The 24,746-nt window shown below is 38.5% G+C and carries 14 protein-coding genes and 1 other RNA gene; 8 read left to right on the forward strand and 7 right to left on the reverse strand.

The window, feature by feature from the left end:
- Positions 1 to 25 precede the first annotated feature (25 nt).
- Positions 26 to 415 carry an organomercurial transporter MerC gene (gene merC, locus XM47_RS01260; RefSeq protein ID WP_048688482.1) on the forward strand — a complete coding sequence of 130 codons (390 nt, stop codon included), beginning with the start codon at positions 26 to 28 and terminating at the stop codon, positions 413 to 415.
- Positions 403 to 621: a GDCCVxC domain-containing (seleno)protein gene (locus tag XM47_RS19285; protein WP_077066428.1), complete on the forward strand. Its 219-nt coding sequence runs from the start codon at positions 403 to 405 to the stop codon at positions 619 to 621. The genes merC and XM47_RS19285 overlap by 13 nt, the downstream gene beginning before the upstream one ends.
- Positions 622 to 822: 201 nt before the next feature.
- Here XM47_RS19285 and XM47_RS01265 read toward each other — a convergent pair whose 3' ends face one another.
- From XM47_RS01265 to ffs, 4 genes are all read right to left on the reverse strand, one after another.
- Positions 823 to 1,803, reverse strand: a complete 981-nt coding sequence (locus tag XM47_RS01265; protein WP_077066440.1) for a TniB family NTP-binding protein — start codon at positions 1,801 to 1,803, stop codon at positions 823 to 825.
- Positions 1,804 to 1,825: 22 nt separating this feature from the next.
- On the reverse strand, positions 1,826 to 3,643 hold the full coding sequence (locus tag XM47_RS01270; protein ID WP_048688487.1) for a Mu transposase C-terminal domain-containing protein: 1,818 nt from the start codon (positions 3,641 to 3,643) through the stop codon (positions 1,826 to 1,828).
- The gene (locus XM47_RS01275; RefSeq protein ID WP_077066441.1) at positions 3,627 to 4,262 is read right to left on the reverse strand and encodes a TnsA endonuclease N-terminal domain-containing protein; all 636 of its coding nucleotides are present in this window, start codon (positions 4,260 to 4,262) and stop codon (positions 3,627 to 3,629) included. Before XM47_RS01275 ends, XM47_RS01270 begins: the two co-directional genes overlap by 17 nt.
- Before the next feature lie 127 nt (positions 4,263 to 4,389).
- Positions 4,390 to 4,486: signal recognition particle sRNA small type (gene ffs, locus XM47_RS18800), an RNA gene on the reverse strand.
- 196 nt (positions 4,487 to 4,682) lie between these two features.
- On the opposite strand from ffs, the gene aroA reads away from it, so the two are divergent.
- Positions 4,683 to 5,972: a 3-phosphoshikimate 1-carboxyvinyltransferase gene (aroA, locus tag XM47_RS01280; protein ID WP_048688493.1), complete on the forward strand. Its 1,290-nt coding sequence runs from the start codon at positions 4,683 to 4,685 to the stop codon at positions 5,970 to 5,972.
- A 94-nt stretch (positions 5,973 to 6,066) separates the two neighbouring features.
- Here aroA and XM47_RS01285 read toward each other — a convergent pair whose 3' ends face one another.
- The 3 genes from XM47_RS01285 to XM47_RS01295 all read right to left on the reverse strand — a co-directional run bounded on the left by XM47_RS01285 (position 6,067) and on the right by XM47_RS01295 (position 11,787).
- Positions 6,067 to 8,262, reverse strand: coding sequence for a di-heme-cytochrome C peroxidase (locus XM47_RS01285; protein ID WP_048688496.1), 2,196 nt, complete (start codon positions 8,260 to 8,262; stop codon positions 6,067 to 6,069).
- Between the two features lie 69 nt (positions 8,263 to 8,331).
- Complete coding sequence (locus tag XM47_RS01290; protein WP_048688497.1) at positions 8,332 to 11,166, reverse strand: trypsin-like peptidase domain-containing protein; 2,835 nt, start codon at positions 11,164 to 11,166, stop codon at positions 8,332 to 8,334.
- Between the two features lie 108 nt (positions 11,167 to 11,274).
- Positions 11,275 to 11,787, reverse strand: a complete 513-nt coding sequence (locus XM47_RS01295; protein WP_048688500.1) for a retropepsin-like aspartic protease family protein — start codon at positions 11,785 to 11,787, stop codon at positions 11,275 to 11,277.
- Here XM47_RS01295 and ampD point away from each other — a divergent pair.
- From ampD to tnpA, 5 genes are all read left to right on the forward strand, one after another.
- A complete protein-coding gene (gene ampD / locus XM47_RS01300; protein WP_078061798.1) occupies positions 11,786 to 12,349 on the forward strand; it encodes a 1,6-anhydro-N-acetylmuramyl-L-alanine amidase AmpD in 564 nt (187 codons plus the stop codon). The genes XM47_RS01295 and ampD overlap by 2 nt on opposite strands.
- 50 nt (positions 12,350 to 12,399) lie before the next feature.
- Positions 12,400 to 13,401, forward strand: a complete 1,002-nt coding sequence (gene ampE / locus XM47_RS01305) for a regulatory signaling modulator protein AmpE (protein WP_048688503.1) — start codon at positions 12,400 to 12,402, stop codon at positions 13,399 to 13,401.
- Positions 13,402 to 13,921: 520 nt separating this feature from the next.
- Positions 13,922 to 17,008 (forward strand): TonB-dependent receptor, encoded by a 3,087-nt coding sequence (locus XM47_RS01310; protein ID WP_048688505.1) that lies wholly within the window; start codon positions 13,922 to 13,924, stop codon positions 17,006 to 17,008.
- Positions 17,009 to 17,071: 63 nt separating this feature from the next.
- Positions 17,072 to 23,785, forward strand: a complete 6,714-nt coding sequence (locus XM47_RS18665; RefSeq protein WP_053084486.1) for a pectinesterase family protein — start codon at positions 17,072 to 17,074, stop codon at positions 23,783 to 23,785.
- Between the two features lie 368 nt (positions 23,786 to 24,153).
- Positions 24,154 to 24,579, forward strand: coding sequence for an IS200/IS605 family transposase (gene tnpA, locus XM47_RS01320; RefSeq protein ID WP_048688506.1), 426 nt, complete (start codon positions 24,154 to 24,156; stop codon positions 24,577 to 24,579).
- Positions 24,580 to 24,746: the final 167 nt, after the last annotated feature.

Genomic DNA, 24,746 nt, shown 5'->3' on the forward strand with positions numbered 1-24,746 from the left:
AACTACCTCAAAAGTAGAGGTAATTATGATTAATAAAATTCTAGATAAAGTAGGCTCAGGTGGCATTTGGCTAGCCGCACTTAGCTGCACAGCATGTTTTCCAGCACTCGGTTCACTAGCATCAGCTCTAGGGCTTGGTTTCCTGTCTCATTTTGAAGGAATAGCGGTTAATACCTTATTACCATTATTTGCTGCGCTCGCTTTATTTATCAACTCGTATAACTGGTATCAACATAAGCAAGTGGTAAGAGGCATATTAAGTGTTATTGGGCCAATTGCAGTATTGCTGACTCTTTTTCCGTTGTGGCAATACGACTGGAGCACTTACTTATTTTACTTTGGGATCACATGGATGGCATTTATGTCAGTGTTGGATATCATTAAGCCAGTTAAGGAACCCGTATGCAATATATAGAATTCGAATCTAAGATTACTTGTCCCGAATGCGGATATAGTAAGGTCGAGGCCATGCCAACAAATGCCTGCCAGTGGTATTACGAATGTGAAGGGTGCAAAGCGTTACTCAAGCCATTAAAAGGTGATTGTTGCGTTTATTGCTCTTACGGGACCGTTAAATGCCCACCTATTCAAGAAGGAAGCAGTTGCTGCAATAAATCTTAAGGTCTGCTTTTGGCATAGAGCCGTCCTTCGGCTCTAAATTGTTTCTGTCCAAAAATGAGTCAGTGCGAGAGTCTGCTTTCGACCATTTGAGCCTTAGCTATAATCAAAGTTGATAGACCGCTATTGGCACAAAGCAGAGCTATCTTCCAATTTATTCAAAAGTTATTTGTCGGACAGATTTTATTAAACTCGAACCTAGAATTAAAAAAGATCATCTATGGTAATTTTTTTATCCTTAGAGTTAACTTTTCTTTGGTCAAGAATTGTTTCCCAACCAGCATTTTGATCGGGTTCAATTATGTCGTTTAAATCAATGTGTGAAAGAGAAAATGGGTTTTCTTTTCCTAATTTCAGCAGTTCAGCTGCATATTGTAGTGATTTTATACTGAGTTGATGTTCATTTGCTTTAAGTGATTTTTTAACTGCATAATTAATCAATAGCATTATTTGACGCAAATTTCCTTTCGATGCAACATAAATCGCTTTTGCAATATTTGGGTCACTTGCTAAGCTGGATATTTTATCGAAGGGAAGCGCTTTATCAATTGCGTTAATAAAGCTTAAATAATATTCACGATTCTTTTTCGATTTGATTCTGAACGGCTCCAAACATTGGCGTAATAAAAATCTACCCGACAATTGTTTATTGGCTTGGAGGATAAGCTCTGAATATGGTAACCCGAATAAAATGATTGGGATTTTCACTCTTATTATTAGCATCTTTAACCAATCCGCGACGCGAAATAATACTTTTTTAGATTTAAATTCAATCATATGCTGAAATTCGTCAATTATAATCATTTCAACGCCACAGTTTTTAATCAGTATACAAAGTTTCGCTGTTAATTCGATAATATTGTTAGTTTTAGAGTAAAAAGGGTCTCCAAGATCGTATAGTAATTGTTGAGCGGCTGACACTGGCGTCGCGTTTTCTGGTAAAGTCGTTGAAAGAAGAGGGATTTTCGATGAGTTGATAGTTTCAACAGGAGGTATTTGTTTAATATAATGCTCAATTAAAGTCGTTTTACCTGCACCAGTATCGCCTGTAACTAACATACACAATGGGTCGTTTGTTACCTTACTGTCCTGACAGCAATCATCCATTAGTTCTAGTATTTCTTTGAGCTTGGGAGTCAGTACAAAGATGGATTTTAAATTCACTGCAATGTTATTAGGTTGCATTGATTGGCTGTTAGAAGTTAGGTTAACCATCTTCTATTACCGAGGTCCAATTATCATCAAAACTCCAGTCATCATCAGATTCTGTTGGGGTTGCAGCTTTCTCTGAGTTTTTGACTAGTGCCACATTATTATCTTTTTCAATATACCTGCTGGCGCGCTTTTTACCTGTTATTTTTGTTTTTTTACTGGAGATAGATTCCTCAATTATGCTTCGTATTTTAATACGGGCTTCAATCAAGTCATTGATATCGAAATTCTCTTTTACGTGCTTACGTAAATATTTGACATGTAGTTTATGAGACCATAAAGATAAACCATTTGTGTATTCAGTATCGACAGCGGGCACTATAATATATATTTCTTTTGATTGGTCTAAAACATAGATGAAACTAAGATCCTCGGGGTTATATTTTATCTGTACAGAATGATCTCCGTGAGTAGCTCTCATTAGTGCTAATTCATCACTATGGTATCGCAAGTAATTGAATGTAATACCTTCTTTACGTAATCGACCTGATTTGATGTGGCCGAGATGGAAGTCTAACTCTTGCTCGGAGCCTTCAAACTCCATAGGCGGAAATTTAGTGACTGCCTTTCTCCAAGAAACAGATGGTATATTGGTATTCCTGCTATTGGGTGAATTTAGATAAACATCCACAACCCATGTAGCAACGATTTCTTTCAAAGCAGACAATGTTAAAACTGAAAAATTTTGAGAGTTATAGTCTTCACGTTCAAAAATATTTGAAAATGACTTACCTGGTATCTCTGTAAATATCTCACGATTTAGAGTGCCAAAATATCGTTCAATATTAGGCTTACGCCAAGGTTTCGATTTTCCGTGATGTTTTATATCTATATTTAATTCAAAACATATGTTATCAAAAATAGGGCTCCAGAATTCAGTAGCATTGTCCACCACTATTTGTTCAGGGATGCCAGAGCACAGCCACTCATTTTTGATTTGAGGATAAGTTTTTTTTAGCCAGGTTTTAGGGAGGATTGCATTTTTTAACGCGTAGGCAACAGATACTAAGCTAGGGGGTTCAAAGCCAATGTAATACCCAATTATCGATTTTGTGCAGTTATCATATAACGCAGTCAAATAGGGTCTACCTATTGGAAGCATATATTCATCATCAATAATAAATAGGTCTAAAGGTGTATGGTCGATCTCAACATGTTCGAGTACTCTTGTACTCTTGATTATCATGCCGACTTTTTGAAATTCTTGATCGGCTTTTCTTTTTCCTTTTATTGCGGCCATCTTGTCATATGGAGAAACAGCATTAAATCGTTTTCTTAGCGTTTCATAAGAGGGGGTTAACAGTTTAGCCCCTGTATTTTTATTATACAGAAAAATTACCTCTTCTAGATACCTATGTCCGCTTGCTATCGAAGGACGTTCAGCGCACAGCAGCCTCTTTAGAGCCTTTTGAATGAATTCTTCTGTTAACTCAGGCACTTTAGCAGAGCTGTTACCTGTTTTTTTACGAGGTATAAGCGCAACTATTTTTCGCCCCGACTTTTGAAAAGCGTCGTGCCATCTAGCTATGGTACGCCAGTTTGGCTTTTCACCTCCCAAACTTAAATGGATTTTTGATAGAGGAGCATCTAGTGATTTTTGCGAGAAAGTATGGATATTGAGATGATATAATTCTTTTAACCAAGAGTGTCTGTAAATTGCAATTTGCTGTGCTTCCTCCGAAAATGCGGTGATGTCAGTAAACTCTATATCATTGCCAAGCTTTGAAATTTCTACCGTAGCTTCTTGTATCTTCTCTTCATCCGATGAGGGGTTATTACTTCCAGTGAAAAAAGAATCAAATGAGCTGGCCATTGTAAACGAGCTCACTATCCAATGCTAAAGGTTTTAACAGGTTTGATTGCAAGATATCTTTTGCCAATAGGTCTGCAATTGAAGGGATGATCTCTGAAAAAGAAGTGTTTGTTTTTTCAATAAGATCAGATAATTTGAACTTTTCAGCAGCTGTTATGAGTTTTAATAGCTGCTTTTGAAATTGACTTAGATAGTTGTGAATTCTTTGGTATCTGTGAAGTAATTTTAAATTATTGAGGAGAGGCGCTTGCCTAATTTGTTTATCAGTTATTAGTTCTAATTTTTTCCCTAAAGTGAGTGATGCGGCCTGCATTGCCTGGAATTTTAGTCGAAATTCATCAGAGATAGTTAAACCGTATGGTTTTACTTCATAAAAGATTTCTTCTCCAGTACGTATTCTAACTATAAAGTCAGGGGTATAACTATGGGATTTGCCATTTAACTCGTATTTGAAACCCAGAGGCTGTTCTTTAAATGCAGTTATCTGGCTAGCAAATTCGAAATGAAAGCATGCGTCATATTCCAGACAGGATTCAACTCGCATAATCCGGTTGCATTTTTGGCTTGAAAATTTATTGATATTCTTACAAGTCGATTTTTGTATAACACGTTCGTACATTTGCATTTTAACCAAAATGTAATAAACTTACGTAAGAATTGTTCAAAAAATAGGCTTTTTCAAGTTATGGTTGTGATTTGTCAGCTTATGGTTGTATCAACAAAATATTAAAAAATTTGGGTGGTAACCTTACCAGCTACACCTCGGCACATGAGTCATCTGCTGTGGCTGCTCCCTTCCGGGCCTGACCAAGTTCACAAACTATCATTGCGAGGGAACCAATAAGGTCACCATAATGTGGACGAGTGCATTATCCATAATGTACTTAATTTATCAAGGCTTATTATTCGTTTATGGTTCGATCGCTTAATATTGCAGCAATATGCTAGATATCTATGGGGTTAGTAACTCGCAATTGTGAATCTTTTGGGTATAATCGACCCATATTTTTTCATCACGAATTTAGCATAGAGCGAGATAATGGAAAGTTTAACCATTCAGCCAATCTCCCACGTTAGTGGCGAGGTGACCATTCCAGGTTCAAAAAGTTTATCCAACCGTATTTTATTATTAGCGGCGTTAGCCCAAGGCGAAACGCACATTACCAATTTATTAGACAGTGATGATATTCGTCATATGTTAAATGCACTTAAAATTTTGGGTGTGGATTATAAATTATCTGAAGATAAATCAGAATGTACTGTAACAGGCGTTGCGGGTGCGTTAAATTTTGATGGTGCGGCAGAGTTATTCTTAGGTAATGCAGGTACGGCTATGCGTCCACTTGCTGCTGCTTTATGTCTTGGTAATGGTGAGTTCACTTTAACTGGTGAGCCAAGAATGTTTGAACGTCCAATCGGGCATTTAGTCGATGCACTAAATCAAGTTGGTGCTGATATTCAGTATTTGAAAGACGAAGGTTTCCCACCACTTAAAATTAATGCTAAAGGCTTAACGGGTGGCCGAGTTGAGATTCAAGGTAGTATTTCGAGTCAATTTTTAACTGCGTTATTGATGGCTGCGCCATTAGCAACGGGTGATATGGAAATTGTGGTTATTGATGAATTAGTTTCTAAGCCTTATATCGAAATTACTTTGCATTTAATGCAGCAATTTGGCATTGAGGTGGAAAATGATAATTTCCAAACTTTCCGTGTTAAAGGTAACCAAACTTATCAAGCTCCGGGCCGTATTTTAGTGGAAGGCGATGCGTCTTCTGCTTCATACTTTTTAGCAGCTGCTGCAATTAAAGGCGGTACAATTAAAGTAAATGGCGTCGGTAATAAGAGCGTGCAAGGCGATGCAAGATTTGCTGAAGTACTTGAAATGATGGGTGCAAAGGTTGAGTGGGCTGATGAGTCTATTACAGTAACTGGCACAGGTCAGCTTAAAGCGGTTGATGTTGATTTAAATCACATCCCAGATGCGGCAATGACAATTGCCACAGCGGCTTTGTTTGCTGAAGGCACAACTGCGATTCGTAATATTTATAACTGGCGCGTAAAAGAAACGGATCGCTTATATGCGATGGCAACTGAGCTACGTAAAGTAGGTGCGACAGTTGAAGAAGGTGAAGATTACATTGTTATTGTGCCGCCAGCTGAAATTACAACAGCTGCGATTGATACTTATGATGATCACCGTATTGCTATGTGTTTTTCGTTAGCGGCTATGGGTAAAAACCCTATGATTATTAACGATCCAAAATGTACGCGTAAAACTTTCCCGACTTATTTTGATTTATTCGAGTCTGTTGTTACTCGTAGCTAATCATTTAAAAGTGATATGGTTAATTGCCATATCACTTTTGCTTTTCTTGGTTTATCCCAGTTCAAAAATAATATACAGATAAACTCGCCTTAGGTTAAAGACTCTTCATATACTCTACGAGTAACCATCTCTCATCATCTGTTAGTGCAGGTAAAATATTACCATCACTGAGTGTAATATCTTGTGTGCCGTACTCGTGTCCAGCGTTGCTGTTGGCGACTTTACTTGTATCAAATACAAAGCCTTCATAACCTTGGCTAACAAAGCCGACTTTGACTGGATCAAATTTTCGGCTACCGACAATAAACTGTTCAGGTCGACATGTTTCTTGCTGAAATTTAGCTGGGCTGCATTTTGGTAGCAGTAATTGGTATAAACTGGGCACCGAGCCATTGTGTAAATAAGGCGCTGTTGCCCAAATGCCATTAAGCGGTCTTGCTTTGTATGCATTAAGAGATGCAAAAGGATCGGCAGTTGTATCTGCTTGGTAGTTACCGCGCTTAATGCTTTCTTTGATGTCGTTATCAAAAAATGTTGCACCTAGGTTGTATACCCAGTCTAACCATTTATTGACTAGCCCTTTATCTGGATCTGGTGTTGCGACTACGTTTTTAGTTGCACTGGTTAGTATGCTGGCAACTGCTGTTTTTTCTTCTAATAAAATATTGCCAACTTCTGTGGGTAAGTAAATGCCTTCGACTATGCCAGAGTAGCCGGTATAACTTGTGCTATTTTTGGCCATTTGGCTATCCGTTTGTATTTCACTTAACTGACTCATTTGCGCGACTACTTTGCGATTTGGGTTATCTCTTTCAATTCCTAAATGGCAACTTTGGCAATGTTGAACGAAGAGTTTTTTACCGAGTTTAGCTTTTGTTTTGTCTATTTTAGGCAATACAGCTTCAGGCCAAATAGGGGATTGCAGCGATTTTAATTGGGACTCTATCAGTCTTAAATTATTTACGTCGACAGACGAAGTAAAATCAGTATAGGCTCCGTTTTCGTTTTTTACTTGGTTGCCCAAAAGCGTAGAAAAATTCCAGCCTTGGCGCTCTTTCCAATCTAGAATTGCGAAAACGCCCATGACTTCGCCTGTGTTACGCCCAACCGCACCGACACCTGCGTTAGCAGCAATACCATTCCATTGTACATAGTCGTGTTGCGCTATATCCCATAAAAAGGGGTATGAGACAGGCGCATTTGCTGGGTTAAACAGTTCGTCTTTTAATTGTCTCAGTTGGTTCAAACTCGCTAATTGTTGTTTTTGTGATTCGCTGTCGGTTGTTGGAGCATTTAAGTTTAAATCAGCCACAAAGGTTTCTAGCAAATGGGTGATTTCATTTGAGTTGACTATGCCGTTGTCGAGTTTCGCTAAAACTTGCTCTGCATCTTGCTCGGGCAGGGCGTTATTAATGGCTTTGGTTAGGTGTTTTTTGTTGAGTGTATGCTGTAATACTCTGTTAAATATACGGCCAAAGGCATCTAATCTAGCATAGCCGTATTGAGTCGCGCTGCGGTTAACAAAATTGTATAAGCTGACTTGAGTTGCGTATTTTTTAAGATCTTCTTCTACTTGTTCTGAGGTGTCGTACTGGCTGGTTTCTAGTATGCTTTTTTCTTGGTTTGCTAACAAAATACGCTCGATAAAGCGCGCTTTTTTACTCGGTTGATTCAGGGTTGTGGTGAGCGCAGCTTCTAGCTCTATCATGAATTGATCCATATTGGCCATAGCAGGTGCACCATCAACTCGGATCGCAGTTTTGTTATATACAATTTGGTTGGTGTGACAGGCGGCGCAGGTGAAGCCTAAATAAGTTTTATCTTGATATGTGTCTTTTACCATGCCCAAAGGCAGCGCATCTGGATTTAATTTACTTGCTTGCTGAGGAATGTAACGATACTTGTCCATATTGGCGTTAGCGCGGAATAGTTGTTCGCTACTTGCTTGTTCTATATGAATAAAAAAGTCATACGGAAGTAGGGCAGAGCCTTGGGTTGCATTGTAGTACCACATGCTTTGCTCGGTTGACCAGCCTTGCCATTTCTGCCCTGTAGCAGTGTTTTGTGAATCCCAATCGCTAAAGTTTTCACTTGGGTAAACTAGAGTAAAACCGTCGCCAAATTGGCTTTCGGATAAAATTTCGGCCCCTCTGTTAGGTGCGTTGTCGCTAAACATTGCTTGGTATTTCCAGCTTAAAGAAAAACCAGTAATGATGACTAATGCAATTAATAAAACGCCAATGGATTTACTGGCTGCTTTTAAATGAGGAAATTTTCTTGGGTTTGTCATTTAACTATCCTTGTTAATTAGGGCTGAATAGGCGGCATTTAAAGTTAGTTTAAATGCCGTTATTTCGTTTTAATTATGTTGAATCATTTTCCAATCGTTATTTTCAAATTTAACTTCGGTAAACGGCCAGTAGTGATTGTCGAGTTTTAGTGTTTGCACTGCAATGTTATTGCTAAAGTCGATAGTTTTGATTAATACTGAATCTTGATGCTGCTTGTGTTTCACTGCTTGAATAAAATCTTCTGTATTATCAATGGTTTTACCATCAATTTCTATAATTCGTCTCATCGCATAAATGCTGTAGCGGGTGGCAGGTGAACCATAGTTGTAACTGGCTATGTACAAGCCTTTAGTACCAACATGCGCTTGAAGTTGCGCGGCTCTGTGTGGCGTATGTAAATACATGCCGGACCAATATAAAACCTGTTCAATATCGACACCATTAAGGGCTGTGGTTTTGATCTGCTTAGTGTCGACTTTGCCGGCTCTAAAATAAGTCACCTCTACTTCCTGTTTTTGAGTTAGTTTTTCAACTTGTCTGAAGCTGGAAACGGGGTTGCCATCAATCGCGAGTAAAATATCGCCACGTTTTAATAACTCGCTGCTAGGTGTGTCTGCTGCAATGTTATAGATAGCTAGCAGCTTTTGCGATTCTGGATTACTCGCTAAAATTTTACTCAGCCAATCTTTTGGTAAACCACGCTTAACTGCATATATAGGTGGGATTTGATTTAGGCTTAGTTCCAGTGAATAAACGGGTTTGCTATGTTGAGCTAAGTCGATTATTTCATGGATGAATTCTGCCAAAATACCGGCTGAAAGCTCTACAAGATCTGAGCCGTTTTGACCGCTTTCTTCAAAAGTAGACCAAAGCGCAGCGACTTCGCCTTGTTGATTTAATAAAACGCCGTCTATCACATTGTTTGGGTTAACTAGGTGAACTACCTCTAAGTTTTGTTGAATATGTTGAGGGACTCTAAATTCGCGTAAAAGCATTTGTTGAACCAGATCCACTTGAGTACTGCGGTACTCTAATTCGCCATCATAATTTAAACCAACTTGAATAACAGGATCGTCACGTTTTAGAGTCTTTTTACTGATTTTTGCTGGGGTTATACGTGCATTTTCGATTTGTTCTGGCTGATAAGAAATAAGCGCTAGGTTATGAATTGGGTGTAAATATTCAATCTTAGCGTCTAGTTCTACTTGGTTATTAAAAATGATTTTTGCATCGCCTAAGTGGCTAAATACTACAGATTTATCCACTATCACCCAGCCTTTTTTCGCATCGACCACTAAACCTGTTCCATATCTTCCGACATTATTGCGGCGTCCTTGAATTGAGTATGGGCTAGAGAATTTAACTTGCACTAAGGATGACTGAATTTGGGTCAGTAAATCTGTGTTCTGTTGCGCTTTTGAATTTGTAACTAGCTTCTCTTTAATGCTTTTTTTGCTATTGGTTACTGCGGTTAAATTAGCACACGGCCAATAACCTAGCTCGATATTTTGTTTGCAATAGCTATATTCAAACCAGTTCCGATTAATTTCGACCAGAGCATAATTAGAAACGGTTGGGTTTTGTAAACTGGTGTAGCGTAAGTGGACTTTTTCGCCATCTGCTATTTTGTTTATTTCCGTTTTAAATTGTTCTAGGTTATTGATTTTTATGTCGTTAAGCTCGGTGATTAAACTATAGCTAGGTATGCCTGCTTGTTTAAAATCGCCGGCATTTTGGGCTAAATAAACCCCAGCGACAGGTAAATTAAAGTGTCTTGCTTGTTGATATGATAAGTCGTGAAAAATGTTATTCGACATCTTTAAATAAGATTTAGGTAACAGCTGCTCAAGATCGTCTACTTTAACATCGACTGTTACTAACTCGCTTTGTCTTTGCACTGTCATGCTGATCGATTGGCCAATATTATCGTTGAAGAAAGATTCAAGTTGGATAAAGTTGAGAATGGCTTGGTCGTTTATTTTTAATAAAATATCGCCAACCGCTAAATTGTTTGCCGCTGAGCTGGCTGGAATTATTGATTTTATCACCAGTAGGCCTTTAGCTGCTGTATCTATTTGTCGGTACTGGGTTTCTTGCTCACTGGATAAGCCTAGTCGTTTTAACTCGCTAAACGCAGACAATTCAAAGGTGGTTTGAATTGTCCCTCGGCTGATAGCTTGGCCTTGTTGTAATTTTTCTAGTGCTCTTTGCACTTGGTATAAAGGTAAATAAAAGGCATTGGCTGATTTAGATTGGCTACCAGCATTTAAAGCAACTGCTTCGCCTTTTATATTAATCACAGGTGAACCTGACGACCCACCGGTTGAAGCGGTTGCCGCTTGAATGTAAAAGGTATTAAAGTCGTTATATCTGCCTAGGCCATAATTGGGGGCGTCTCTGTCTAATCTTGAGATAGTACCATCCAAAATGGCTACTTTTTGCCCTGCGTCGTTGCCTATAATTCTGATTTCTTGGCCGACATGAGCGCTGTTAGGGTTTAAGCTAAATTCATGTGGTTGAATATGTTTAAGTTGTTCAGGTTTGTATTGGTAAAAGCCAAAATCATGCACAGGATCTATATAAACAGGGGTTAATTCAACTTCTTCATTATTGATAAAAATAGCCTTAGCTGTCACTGGACCTGGCGTAACCACATGGCGGTTAGTCAATATAAGACCTTTAGCCTTATCAACCACAAAACCCGTTGCTGTGCTGCTACTATTCCATTTTCCATCAAAGCTAACGGGCACATCCATTTGTATCGAGACAACGCCATTGGATACTCTTTTTACAGTTTTATTCCAATTATTAGGAGATGTTTGATTTGATGTTGAGACACAGGCTGTTGTAATGAGCGCGGTAAATAAGACTAAGCTAGTTTTAAAAGTGCGAAATTGAATCATTCATTTATTCCATTTTATTATTTATTTGGCGTGTCAGTTAAAGATTGTTTAAATCTTCAACTGAGGCTAAGCCATAACGTTTATTGTCCGTTTATAGGGTTAAATAGTTTAATATTTCCGTAAAGTTAGTGTATTCCCTCTTTGGCTAAACTCAATTCTTTTTAGTGCGCTCATACCTAGCAATATGGTGTTTTCCATATAAGGGTTGATGCTGGCAGAGACGTTTCTGAGTTTGATATCGCCAATTTCGAGTAAATCGATTCGGGTTTGATACACTTCAATATTACCGTTTGCAGTTGATGCTATATGTTTAGGTCCATATGGCAGACCAATTTCTTGCGCGATAGTTTCAGGAATAGATACGCTAGTTGCACCAGTATCGAGTAAAAACTTAACTTGTTTTTGGTTGATATAGCCGTTGGTTACATAATGGCCGCTGGCGTTACGCTTTAACTTTACTTCGATTGCGCCTTGATAAAATTCGCTATCAGGGTTTTGGTTCGGGTTTTCTTTCCTGTTAAGATAGCCTTGAAAAAAATAAGTAAGTAAACCGACAGCAAGAATCCATGCGACATAACTCATTGCGCGTCCAGTTTTTTGGTTCAAATCAGGCTCATTCATGGCTAAGTATCTAAATTCATTAATTAATCATCAGCATATTTATCAAAATGCCGTTTATCGTCATTCTCCTCATTTTAACCAAAGACCAGAGAAAATAGCGATAAGTTTATTGGTTATCCATTGTATTTCTTTGCCTGAAGGTCAATTCGGTTTAAATCACATAGACGATTTATTTTTAGGCTGCATTAATTGCAATGCTCATCCCGACTTTAAAGATTTAGCTGGTTTGGAAGTTTCTGCGCATATACTGATTAGGCGTGACGGCCAAGTCATTCAATATGTGCCTTTTGATAAAAGGGCATGGCATGCTGGGGTATCTGAATTTAATGGTGTGCCAAACTGTAATGATTTTTCAATTGGTATAGAGTTAGAAGGGTGTGACAATTTAGCTTACGAAGATATACAATATAAAACGTTGGCAGAGCTAACCAAAGAAATTCAAATAAGGTATCCTGACATTACACAACAAAGAATTGTGGGTCATAGTGATATTGCCCCAGGGCGAAAAACGGATCCAGGCAAGGCTTTTGACTGGGAACACTATTTTTCCCTGATAGATTAACAAGCAGTTAACTTTAAAATTAAGGGTACAGCCCTAGAAAAGGAATGATTATGACACTTATTAGTATCATATTAGTGGTATTGATTGAGCGAACTTTTAGCCTAAACCAATACTTCCATTACAAGTTTTACTTCGCCCATTATCAGAAATTATTCCAGCAAAAGATCGGTTTTAATAAAAACTGGCAAGCAGAGCAGTACTTGTTGGTTTGGGTTGCGATACCTGTATTACTGGTTGTGCTGGTGGCTATGATGCTTTCTGGTAGTACGCTAGGTTGGTTATTTAATATTGCTATTTTGTATTTGTGCTTTGGCTGCCCTGCACATCGTCAGGCTTACAAGCAATATTTAGCTGCGGCGAGTCGCGATGATAAACAAGCTTGTCTCAAGTATGCAGAGCAACTCAGCCAAGGGTTTTCGAGCAAAGACGATGATCAAATTCAACCAAAAGCTGATCTCAGTGACGAAGTAGAAGAGGTTAAGCAAGAAACGCCTTCAATTGTTGAAGCCTCTGTTATTGCCGCTGAGCAGAAAGATATAGAGACTGTCGCTGTTGAACCAAATGAAGATGCATCCGAAGCAAAAGCGAGTGAATGCGAAACCTTAGGTCAAACTTTAGTTTGGTTGAACTTTAGCCATTATTTTGCCGTGATTTTTTGGTTTATTCTACTCGGCGCGCCTGGGGCTGTGTTATATGTGTTTACCCGAGCAATGTCCAAGTTAGATTCGCAAGAAGCTAGATTAACCGATATACAAAATGTGGCTAAGCGTTTACACCATATTTTAAATTGGTTACCTGCGCGTATAACTGGCTTTGCGATTTTGTTTGTCGGCCATTTTTCGCGCGCGCTACCTATTTGGTTAGCAGGCTTGGTTAAGCCTTGTGCAGATGCGCGTGAGTATTTAACGAGTATCGCTGTTGCCGCTGAAACGGTTGATTGTCCAGAGTGCGATTATATGACAGAGCCGTTTACTATGTTGAAACTAGCCAAACGTGCATTTTTATTTATATTAAGCGTTATTGCGATATTAAGTATTGCAGGTTGGATTTAGTCAATTCTATTAGTTTATATGTGTGAGCTTATATGTATTGCTCTATGGTATTGTTTATCAGCTCAGATTTAAACTGACCGTTTATCCAGATTACAATCTGTGACCGCCAGTTTAACTTTTTTAAATTGTTGTAAAAACTTGGGTTAGTTAGCCCAAGTTTTTTGCTCTTATCCGCGTTTCTAGTCAGCTCCTTAAATTATATTGTTTCATAATTATTTACCAAAATTAAACTTGTTTTAATTAATAAGTGGATGTTAAATATTATGATCTATCAATAAATCTTTAGCTTGTTTTGTTTTACTAATTTACTACCTAAATCAATAAAATTCATTATTAATCAATGTTTTGAGTTTTATTCCATCTTTTTGAACTTCCCTATTTGCCACCGGTAGACAAAAAGTTAATCCGTGCTGTTGATTTTATTTGCTACCGGTGGCAGAATGAGTTTGAATATTTTTATTAACAAGTTTTTAAACTAAGGTTAATTCAAACGTAATTAATGCCCCGGGAGGCTCTAGGCATGAAGAACTGGCAATTGAAATCTTTAGCTGTCGCAATTGGCGTCGCGCTAGCTTCACCCATATACGCAGCTGAAGCTGATGAAGAGGTTGTGGAAGTAGAGGCTTCTAAACGATCGAATGCTGAAACAGATGACCCAATGGAAGTTATTTCAGTAACAGGTGTGCAATATAGCGATCAAAAAGCACGTTTAATCGAACGTGATAAAAAACAATTTAGCTCTGTTGTATCCACCGATGATATAGGTAATTTTGTCGACCAAAATGTGGCCGAATCTTTAAGACGTTTACCTGGAGTTACATTACAACGCCAAGAAGGTGAAGGTAAGTTTATTTCGGTTCGTGGCTTAGGACCTCAGTTTGTCTCGGTAAATATGAATGGCGCCCAAATGGCTGGTGGTGGCGACGAGCGTAAAGTCGGTTTAGATGCACTTGCTGGCGATGCGTTAGGCTCAATTGAGGTGGTTAAAACCTTAACGCCCGATATGAACTTAAATTCAATAGGTGGTGCAGTTAATGTAAAAGCGATTTCAGCTTATGAGCGTGGCAAAAATACGCTTAAGTTGAAAGCTCAAGCTGCATATTCTGATTTACGAGAGGAGGTATCACCTAAATTTAGCCTGGATGGCACTCAGTTTTTGTTTGATAAAAAAGTGGGTTTAGGTTTTGTTGTTTCATCTGAAAAGCGTAGCTCGGTTGTCAACGAAAACCGTCATCACAGTACAAATGAAATGGAAAGCGTTAGGCAAAATTTCACTCAAATTAATACAGATACAGATGAAGGAAAAGCGCTACATCAAGCGACTGTTGCTGCTAATCCTGAAATTATTATTCCGCAAGAATTTGAAATTAGACAAGAGTTAGCAGACAGAGAAAGAAACACGGCGGCTTTAAATATTGAATTTAAGCCGAATGAAACGTCTAGCTTTTTTGTAACTGGTAACTATGTGTCTTACACGGATGAAGATGTCGCTCGCCGTGAATTTTATCGTTTTGGTTCTGGTACAGGCGACACTGAAGTGCTTTATGTTAATGATGAAACTAAAGAGTTCATCTTGTCGGATACCGATATGCAGCACCAGTATTTTATCCAGACGGCTAAAAATGAAACCACAACTTTCAATTTTGGTGGCGAGCATTTAGTTGGTGATGCGTGGACGATTGATTATGATTACACAAGCTCTAAATCAGTTGAAGACGGCTCTGGTGACAGACGTGTTCAATTTCGTGAACGTGACTTAATCACTTATGGTCAGGCGCATGCTAATCGTATCGACGTGAAAATCTTATCTGAGTCCGATTTGGGTCAATACAGAACGGATTTAACAGATTTAACCGTTTATGATGATGATCCAGATACAGAACAACTGCCAACTTACGGTATACCTGCGAATCAAGGTGGCGGCAATATCAATGATCCAAGTCAGCTCGTTTTCGATAATTTATTTTTAGAAGATAGTAAACGTACCGACAAAATCGATACTTTTAATTTTAATGTTAAGTATGATTTTTTAGACTCAGATTGGCTTTATTACATCAAAGCGGGAATTTCAACGAGTTCTCGTGAAAATGAAATAGATAAAAATAGATGGAGCTTTATTCCAGATGCAACGGCTTGTAATGGCGATGTGTTGTGTGAGGATGCTGTTGGGATTAGCCATGCAGGTGTTGAAGCGTTAGGTTTTGAGTTGGCGATACCTGAAAACAGTGATTTTAACTATCCATTTGTTAGTCAAGCCGCTTTAGAATATTTAGTGGATCAAGTTGAGCCAACTAAAGATCTATTAACAGAAGGCGACGAAAGTTACGTTAGTCTTGGTAGTGATTACTCTCTGACAGAAGATACAAAAGAAGCTTATGTTATGGGGGAAGTGGAGCTAGCGGAACGCTTAACCATGATTACGGGTGTACGATATGTTGCAACTGAATACGCCTCTACCGGTTATATGACTTTACGTAATGACCAATTTATCTTTAATGATAGTGCAGGGTACGGCATTGATATTTTTAAAGCGTTACCTGATGCGTCTATTAAGTACAGTGAGTTTTTCCCAAGTGTTCATTTAAGATATGAGCCAAGTGATAGTGTACTGATTAGGGGCGCAGTTTGGACTAGTTATACTCGTCCAACTTTTAAACAAAGCCGTGCATTTGCTCAGTTTGATAGCCGCATTGAGCTTTGCGCACCTAGCCCTAAAAGTGATGGTAGCCAAGACTGCGCAACCGATCCTGAAGATTTTGAAAACTTCTCAACGCTCGAACTTGAAAATTATACTCTAGGGGCAAGCAATACTTTAAACATAGGTAACCCCAACTTAATTCCAATGACAGCGGTTAATTATGATGCATCTGTCAGTTGGTATCATTCAGAAGACTTGTTCGTTGAAGCTGCTATTTTCTATAAAGATATTTCTAATTTTATTGTTGATGTAAGAGGGGCAACTAAGTCTTTTGATGACTTACCTTTAACTTTACCAATTAATCAAGTTGAAGAATTTATTATTCCTCAAGAGCAAGCATTAACGAATGTTAATTTCACCATAAATGGTGAAAAAGCAACTGTGTTTGGTATTGAGTTGAGCTACAACCACTTCTTTGAATCGGGTTTCTTTATTCAAAGTAATGCCACAATTCAAACTAGTGAAGCTAACTTAGATCCTAGTATTCGAAGAGGCTCTGTGGCTTTACCAGATCAAGCGGATAGTACAGCTAATTTAACTTTAGGTTGGGAAAACGACAAACTAAACGTGCGTGTAATCGCTAATCACAGATCGTCAATTTTAGATGCAATTGGCTCTTGTCCTGCCGCTACAGCAACCCAACTCGCTGATGCAAGCTTTGACCCTGATGCGATTGATTTTTGTAAAACCTGGTCAGATCGCTATCAAGGTTCACTTAAAACCATAGATTTTAAAGCAAAATATAACCTTGGCGGTGGCTTATCTGTTTACTTAGATGCAATCAATTTAACTGACAACCAAGACTTACGTTACTTTGAAGGTAACTCGGCAAGTGGCGGTAATGTGATGTATCAAAATGAAGAGTATGGCCGCACGGTACAGCTAGGCGTTAATTACAAATTCTATTAATCACACGTGTTGAAGCAGTTTTTTGCCCTAGTTTTAACTAGGGCTTAGCTAGAGGAAAAAATTATGAAATTTAAATTATCAATATTAAGCAGTGTGATTGGTGCTTCGGTACTCACTGGCTGCGGATTTGATGTTGAGAAAAATGTGGTTGAGCCATTACCACCTAAGCTAATGGCTCAATTTATTGATAGCCCTGTTAGTGGCATTGACTACCAAATTACAAATATAAACGGTGAAGTCTCTACAGGTAAAACAGATGAAAACGGTTTTTTTGAATATTACCGTGGTGATAGAGTTGTTTTTAGTGTGGGTGAACTAAAGCTACCTGAAATATCGCCAAAACCGACTATTACACCGCTTAACTTCTTTACAACAGATAACCCTGTTGCACCACAAGTCGCTAATTTAGCGAGATTGTTACAATCTTTAGATACAGATGGTAACCCTGACAATGGTATAAGCATTAGCAGCCAAGCCGCCGCTTTTGCAAAAATGCCGCTTAAGACAGATAGCTCAGGTAATGTGGTTGAAACAGTCGCTGAATTTTTTAATCGTTCAGAGACTGAATTTGCAGCAGCAATCGAGCCTTGGTTACAGACAGCTGTGCCAGAGAACACAAATTTAACTGGTTTAGTTTCTTATGACGCTGCTGTGGCTCATTTTGTTAAAAGTTTAGAAACCAATTTAGCGCAAACCGCGACCAATGGATTTGATGTGAGTAAATTTACTGGTGTAGTCCATAATGCCTTTGTCTCGGGAGCAAGTGTTGCTCAGCAAGAAGTGACTTTCACGCCTAGCGATTCAAATAACACATCTGGTACCTACCGTATTGTTGAAGCTGATACTGAAATAGAAACCGGATCTTATGAGTTTACTTTTGGTCGTCGTGTATTAGCTATGAGTTATATGGAAGGCGACGAAAGTAAAACTAAGTATTTAGTCTCACTTGCTTATGATACTCAAGATGATGTTTATAGTGTTTGTAGTGCTTCTGATTCTATGGGAGTGGCTTCGGTTGTTTCTAAGTGCGATACGCTTAATCAACGCAATATTAATAAACTTTCATTTGCGGCATTTTCTCAAACTGAAATTGATGCTTTAGAAGAAGCGGCTTTAAGCTTATCTATTGAATTAGTCGAAGATTTTAATACGACGACAGACAACTTTTTTACCACAGGACATAAGCGTTTATCGCAAGATTTAAGCAGTGGTGCTTTATATGCTATTGCTAGTGGTTCTCCTGAAATTGTAGATGGCGCGTTTAGTTTTAGTGGCGATAGAATTACCATTGGTAAAACCACATCAACTGCGACGACTGCGGCTGATATTATTGGGCAAGGTATTTACAATTTAAGTCAGGGTTTTGAAATATCTTTTGACGTAATTTCTGCTGATAGTGAAGGTAAATTCTATATTTATGCTGATAACAACACAGCATCTCAGTCAAACTCAATCCATGAAAATGGTATTTCTAAGTTAATACAAGTCGACTTAGCGACAGGTGAAACGACAGAAGGTGGCCTGTGCTTTGTTCAAAATGCAGACTCTCTCTGTACGCCAGAAAACAATATGCCAAAATTAGAAGTTGGCAAACGTGTTACTTATTCATATACAGGCGATGCTTTTGATGAGACTAAGCGCTCTTTTATTCAACTAAGAGCCGCTGGTGGCACTAATATTACGATAGATAATCTAAAAATAGATACTATTGCACAGTCGGTTGAGCAAGATGACGTACCGGATACGCCAGCACCAACTGGACCTCAAGACTCAACAACTCGAGTTAACTTACCATTTTCGACTGATTTCACGACAATTTCGGGAGATTTATTCAGTTCGGCAACTCTGGGTGTTGACGGCCAAGTTGATCCAACGGCAGCCGAAATTCCTATGTTCACTAAAACAGGCGGCACAGTTGCGATAACATCTTCAGGTTTAAAAATAACGGGTGGTCGTTTTACACTGGGTAACACTGAAACTTTATATGAAACGGCTGCGGATACTACAGTCGATACGGGTGTTTTCAACTTAACTAAACCTTACAATATAGTCATGGATGTTATCCAGACACAGCAGCCAACAGCAGGTAAAAACTTCCAAGTTTATGTGGATAATAATACTTCTGCGAGCTCTAAGTCTAAGCATGGTGGTTCTTCTAGAATCTATAATGTTGATATGATGAGCGTTCCAACTGGCACATTAACAATTCCAGGTGATGTTGGTTCTGCATACTCTTTCATTCAGTTAAGAGCCGAAGGAGACTCAGTTATTGAAATAAACAATTTACGTATTGAATATCAAAATAGCTTTGAGCCACCAATTTTTAACTGTGCAGACGCAACGAGTGAAATTTATTACTGTGATGATTTTTCTGGCGATAATTTAGATGACTGGGATATCAATCCAAACGGTACATCTGATGGCACGTTTGATATTTTAGAGCTGGCAAATGGCAATAAGGTCATGCGCTATACTGCGGGTGGTTCAGGCTTAGTACTAGCGACTTTAAAAGATTCAGCACTCGCTAATGTACCTTCTGCCGATTATTTTGTTGAAATGAAAATTCGCCCACGACAAAACAGTACCACGGCAAGCAAGCATTTATACGTTCTTGGCCGTTATCAGGATAAAGATAACTGGTATGGCGCGGGTTTAAATATGCAAAATGCGATTACTTCGACTCAAGCTGAAGTAGCAACTAATTTAGCTGCGTCTTTATCTCGCCCTGTGCAGCAGAAAAAACAATTTGCTCTAGGCGAAAAAGGCGCCACTGAAGATGGTGTATGGTATACGGTAAGATACGAAGTCATAGGATCAGACATTACTTTATATGTAGACGGTGAAAAAATAGGGACACACCAGGATTCAACACTGACTGCTAAAGGTTTAGTCGGCTTGTATACCAATAATAGATCGTTCGAAGTAGATGATTTAAAAATTGGCGATCCAAGTGTTAAACCTGTTCTACTTGCAACTGATTTTCCTGATTCAGTTTGGACAGGCAATGCAACCGGTGATGCATTAACACTTAATATAACAGCGGTTCAATCAGACGGTACAACAGCGGATACTTTCAAAGTTGAATCTTCAGATGACAGCATAGCTTCTGTCACTGTTAATGGAAATCAAGTCACGATTACACCTCTGACTCAAGGTAATGCAACGATTTATTTAACTTCTAATTCGGATGCTTCTGTTGTCAGAACCTTAAATGTGGAAGTCGGCCCAGCATTTAATGAATCACAAACAAATTACGGTGATTTATCTAGTAAGATTTCGCCAGCACCTATGAGCCAAGCTCAATATATTGACTCTAGTTTAGAGATTGAATTTGATTCAGCTCCGACTTTAGGCACTTCTGGTGTAGTTCGTATTTTCAATTCAGCAGATGACTCCTTAGTGGATGAAATAAAAGTGGCTGGCGAGGAAGATGAAATCGCTAAAAGTGTTTCAAGCATTATTGGTAAGACACGTAATGTTAAATATCGTCCATTTAAAATAGAAGGTAATAAACTTATCGTTAAGCCGCATAATAGTGTGCTTGAGTATGGTAAAGAATATTATGTTGTCATTGGTAATGACGTTGTGGTGAATACCCAATTAAATGGGGTTGATTTCGATGGCATTGGGCCGGGTGTTTCATGGTCTTTCCAAACTCGTGATGCAGCCCCAACTGGTACTGATATTACGGTTGACGATGATGGATTTGCTGATTTTAGAACTTTACAAGGCGCGCTAAACTACGCTATGGAAGATAAAAATACAGCTATGACAATTACGATTAAAGATGGTATTTACGAAGAAATATTATTCTTACGTAATAAGAACAACTTGACTATTCAAGGTGAAAGTCGTGATAAAACTATTGTTCAGTATGATAACTATGAAGGCTTTAATGGTGGTTCAAGTGGTCGTCCAGTATTTTTAGTTGAATCGGCAGATAACCTTGTATTGAATAACTTTACCCTGAAAAATACACACGTTAGAACAGGATCAGGTGATCAAGCTGAGACGATTTACTTTAATAGTCCATACAGATTAATTGCCAATAATATGAACTTTATCAGTGAGCAAGATACTTTATTGATGAAAGGTTATAACTGGTTCTATAACTGTTTGGTTGCAGGTAATGTTGATTTTATCTGGGGTTATAGTGTTGCTACTTTATTTGAAAATAGTGAAATTAGAACTTTAGGCGACTCTAAAAATGCGCCAAGCGCATCAGATGGCGGTTATATTCTACAGGCTCGTGTACAAGATGCGAATTACCCTGGATTTGTATTCATGAATAATGAATTCACCAGTGGCCCTGGTCCTTTAGGCAATACGGTAAATGATAATTCTACCTACATAGCTCGAAGCGCTGGAGACTCTTCTGTATATGACAACATAGTGCTAATTAATAATAAATTAGGACCGCATATGATCAGTTCTGGCTGGAAACTTGATCCTTTACCTAACCCGGTTACGGCTGATGCCACTTCTGGCTGGCGTGAGTACGGCAGCATGGATTTACAAGGTAATCCATTAGATATTTCGGGACGTGTGAGCAATGCAACTGCTGAAGCTGATTTAGCTAACGCACCTTACACAACGCGAGCCGAGGTTTTTGCTAGCTATAATAATGATTCTGGTTGGAACCCTCAGCCATTGAGTGCACCTGTTATTGTTGACCCTGTGCAAGCGACGGGAGACGGTGGATTCGCTAGCTATGGCGATACTATTACAGGCGGTGCAAATGGTACCAGTGTTACAGTAAGCAATGGTGTCGATTTAGTGAAAGCATTAGACGATGCTAAAAACGCTAATACCCCTGTGACTATTTATATTGATGGTAAGATTACCGCAGCAAACACAGATAATGCTAACCGTAGTATTGCCATTAAAGATATGCACAATGTTTCTATTATCGGGGTTGCTGACCGTGGTGAGTTTGATGGTATTGGTCTGCAGATAGAGCGGGCTAAAAATGTGATTATTCAAAACTTGAAGATTCATGAAGTACCTGCAAGTTTTGGTGATGCAATTGGTATACAAAGTGATCAAGGACAAGATGATACTTCGCATATCTGGATAGATCACAATGAGTTATATGGTTCTTTATCGGTTGATAAAGATGCTTATGATGGCTTAATTGATAGTCGATACAGTGCTCGAAATATCACTGTTTCTTATAACTATATACATGATCATCAAAAAACTATGTTAAATGGTTCAAGCGATGCGGCAGATGAAAGCGGTGATAGATTCATTACATACCACCATAACTATTTTGCGAACATAGGGTCACGAGTACCTTTATTGCGATACGGTTATGCGCATATGTACAATAACTACTTTTATAATATTACAGGCTCAGCAATTAACTCTCGAATGGGTGCTGAAATATTAGTAGAAAATAACGTTTTTGAAGATGTAAAAAATCCAATTGTTTCGCTAGCTTCAGAGCAAGTAGGCTATTGGAACGTCAGAAACAACTTATTTATTGGTTCTATTAGCTATTCACCTGCGAGCAACTTGGATTTAACTAAAGAAACGACTTTTGAAATTGAAGGGCAATCAACTTCAACTTATGAAGTCCCATATGATTATCAAGCGCATTTAATGGACCCAAGTGAAGTTAAAAACTATGTTGTTGTAAATGCGGGTATTGGTAAAATTGACCAATCTGGCTTAACAATTCCTGATGTGGTTGATAATGGTAATTCAGGCAACACGGGTGGAACAGGTGCTACATCTGGCTCTACTGTAGAAGATTTCTCAGCGGCTGATAGAGCGACTTTCTTTAGCGCGGCTTATAAATCTATGGCAAATGACACTTCGCTACCGCTTTACATTAGAACCGGTGGTGGGGTTGACCCAGTAAATGGTGAGTTAGTGATAGGTGGCTCTAGTGGTGGACGTTACACTATTGGTGACATAGGTGATCCAACTGGAGCGGGTCTTCAACCTAATGGAACGTTTGATTTATCTGCAGGTGTCACAATTAGCTTTAAACTCGTTGCAGCGCAAAATTTAGATGCCTCAGCGGATAAATCCTTTATGTTTTACATAGATAACAACACCTCAGGTGGTGCTAACTCAATTCATGATGGTAGCTCTAAATTTTGGAGCGCTAAGGTTTCAGAATTAACACCACAATTAGGTCAAACGATTACGATTGATACCGATTTAGGTACAGCGACCTCTTTCATTCAAGTGAGAAGTGAAAGTAATGTCGAAGTGATAATTGATGACTTAGTGATCACACCTAAAGTAAATGGCTTAGTTGAAGATTTCTCAGCAGCAGATAGAGCGACTTTCTTTAGCGCGGCTTATAAATCTTTGGCAAATGACACATCACTACCGCTTTACATTAGAACCGGTGGTGGAGTTGACCCAGTAAATGGTGAGTTAGTGATAGGTGGCTCTAGTGGTGGACGTTACACTATTGGTGACATAGGTGATGCAACTGTGGCTGCTGTTCAACCTAATGGAACACTTGATTTATCAGCAGGTGTTACAATTAGCTTTAAACTTGTTGCAGCGCAAAATTTAGATGCCTCAGCGGATAAATCCTTTATGTTTTACATAGATAACAACACCTCAGGTGGTGCTAACTCAATTCATGATGGTAGCTCTAAATTTTGGAGCGCTAAGGTTTCAGAATTAACACCACAAATAGGTCAAACGATTACGATTGATACCGATTTAGGTACAGCGGCTTCTTTCATTCAAGTACGTAGTGAAAGTAATGTTGAAGTGATAATTGATGATTTAGTGATTACGGCTAAGTAAAACGCCTAGCTAAAATATCTAGATGTTGAATAAAGCCCAGACAAAGCATTCACCTTGTCTGGGTTTTTTTATTTTAATCTGAAATGGAGATAAAAAATTAAGGCTTTAAAATCCTATTATTTTGTATTTTATCAAATTTGAACCTTTGGTAATTGCTGTTAAGACAATGCCATTGGCAGTGGATCGACCAGCATCTAAACACATACATGCACTTAGATGACGATTATACTTTAGGCACTATGTGGTTTTTATTAAATAACAAAACCACGTCCTGTGGGCGTGGACGAGAATATTTGGCTGTTGCCTGAAAATCTACTCAGATGCCCCCTATATCTGTTATTGCCAAACAACAGAATAGGAATTAGCAAATGAGTAGATTTAATAAATTATCGCATGTTTTATGGCATTGCCAATATCACATAGTTTGGGTTCCCAAATACAGATATAAAATATTGACGGGCAGGGTTGCTTTTGAATTGAATAAAAGTATTCACATGCATGCGGAAAAACTAGGCTGTGAAGTAGTTGAATTAAATATCCAATGTGATCATGTACACCTTTTAGTAAAGGTTCCGCCAAAAGTATCTATTTCAACATTGATGGGTACGATAAAGGGTAAAACAGCATTACAGGTATTTAGGCAGTTTTCATATTTAAAGGAAAAGCCCTATTGGGGGAATCATTTTTGGGCACAAGGATATTGTGTTGATACGGTAGGTGTGGACGCAGAGATGATTAGAAAGTATGTGAAATACCAAAACCAGAAAGAGCAAAATTTAAAACTTAAATTTTGAAATTGTAAAGCGATAGTAATGGCTAATTTTTTGAAAAGGTTAGCCACTACTTAATACGCCCTTTTAGGGCGAAATTAAAACCACGTCCTTTGGGCGTGGATATTTACTTTTTAGATAAATATTTTAGTTTGCAAATGCCAGCTGGTTGTTGGCATTTATTAGAATGG

The sequence above is a fragment of the Catenovulum maritimum genome (genome assembly GCF_001050375.1).
Taxonomy (GTDB): Bacteria; Pseudomonadota; Gammaproteobacteria; order Enterobacterales; family Alteromonadaceae; genus Catenovulum; species Catenovulum maritimum.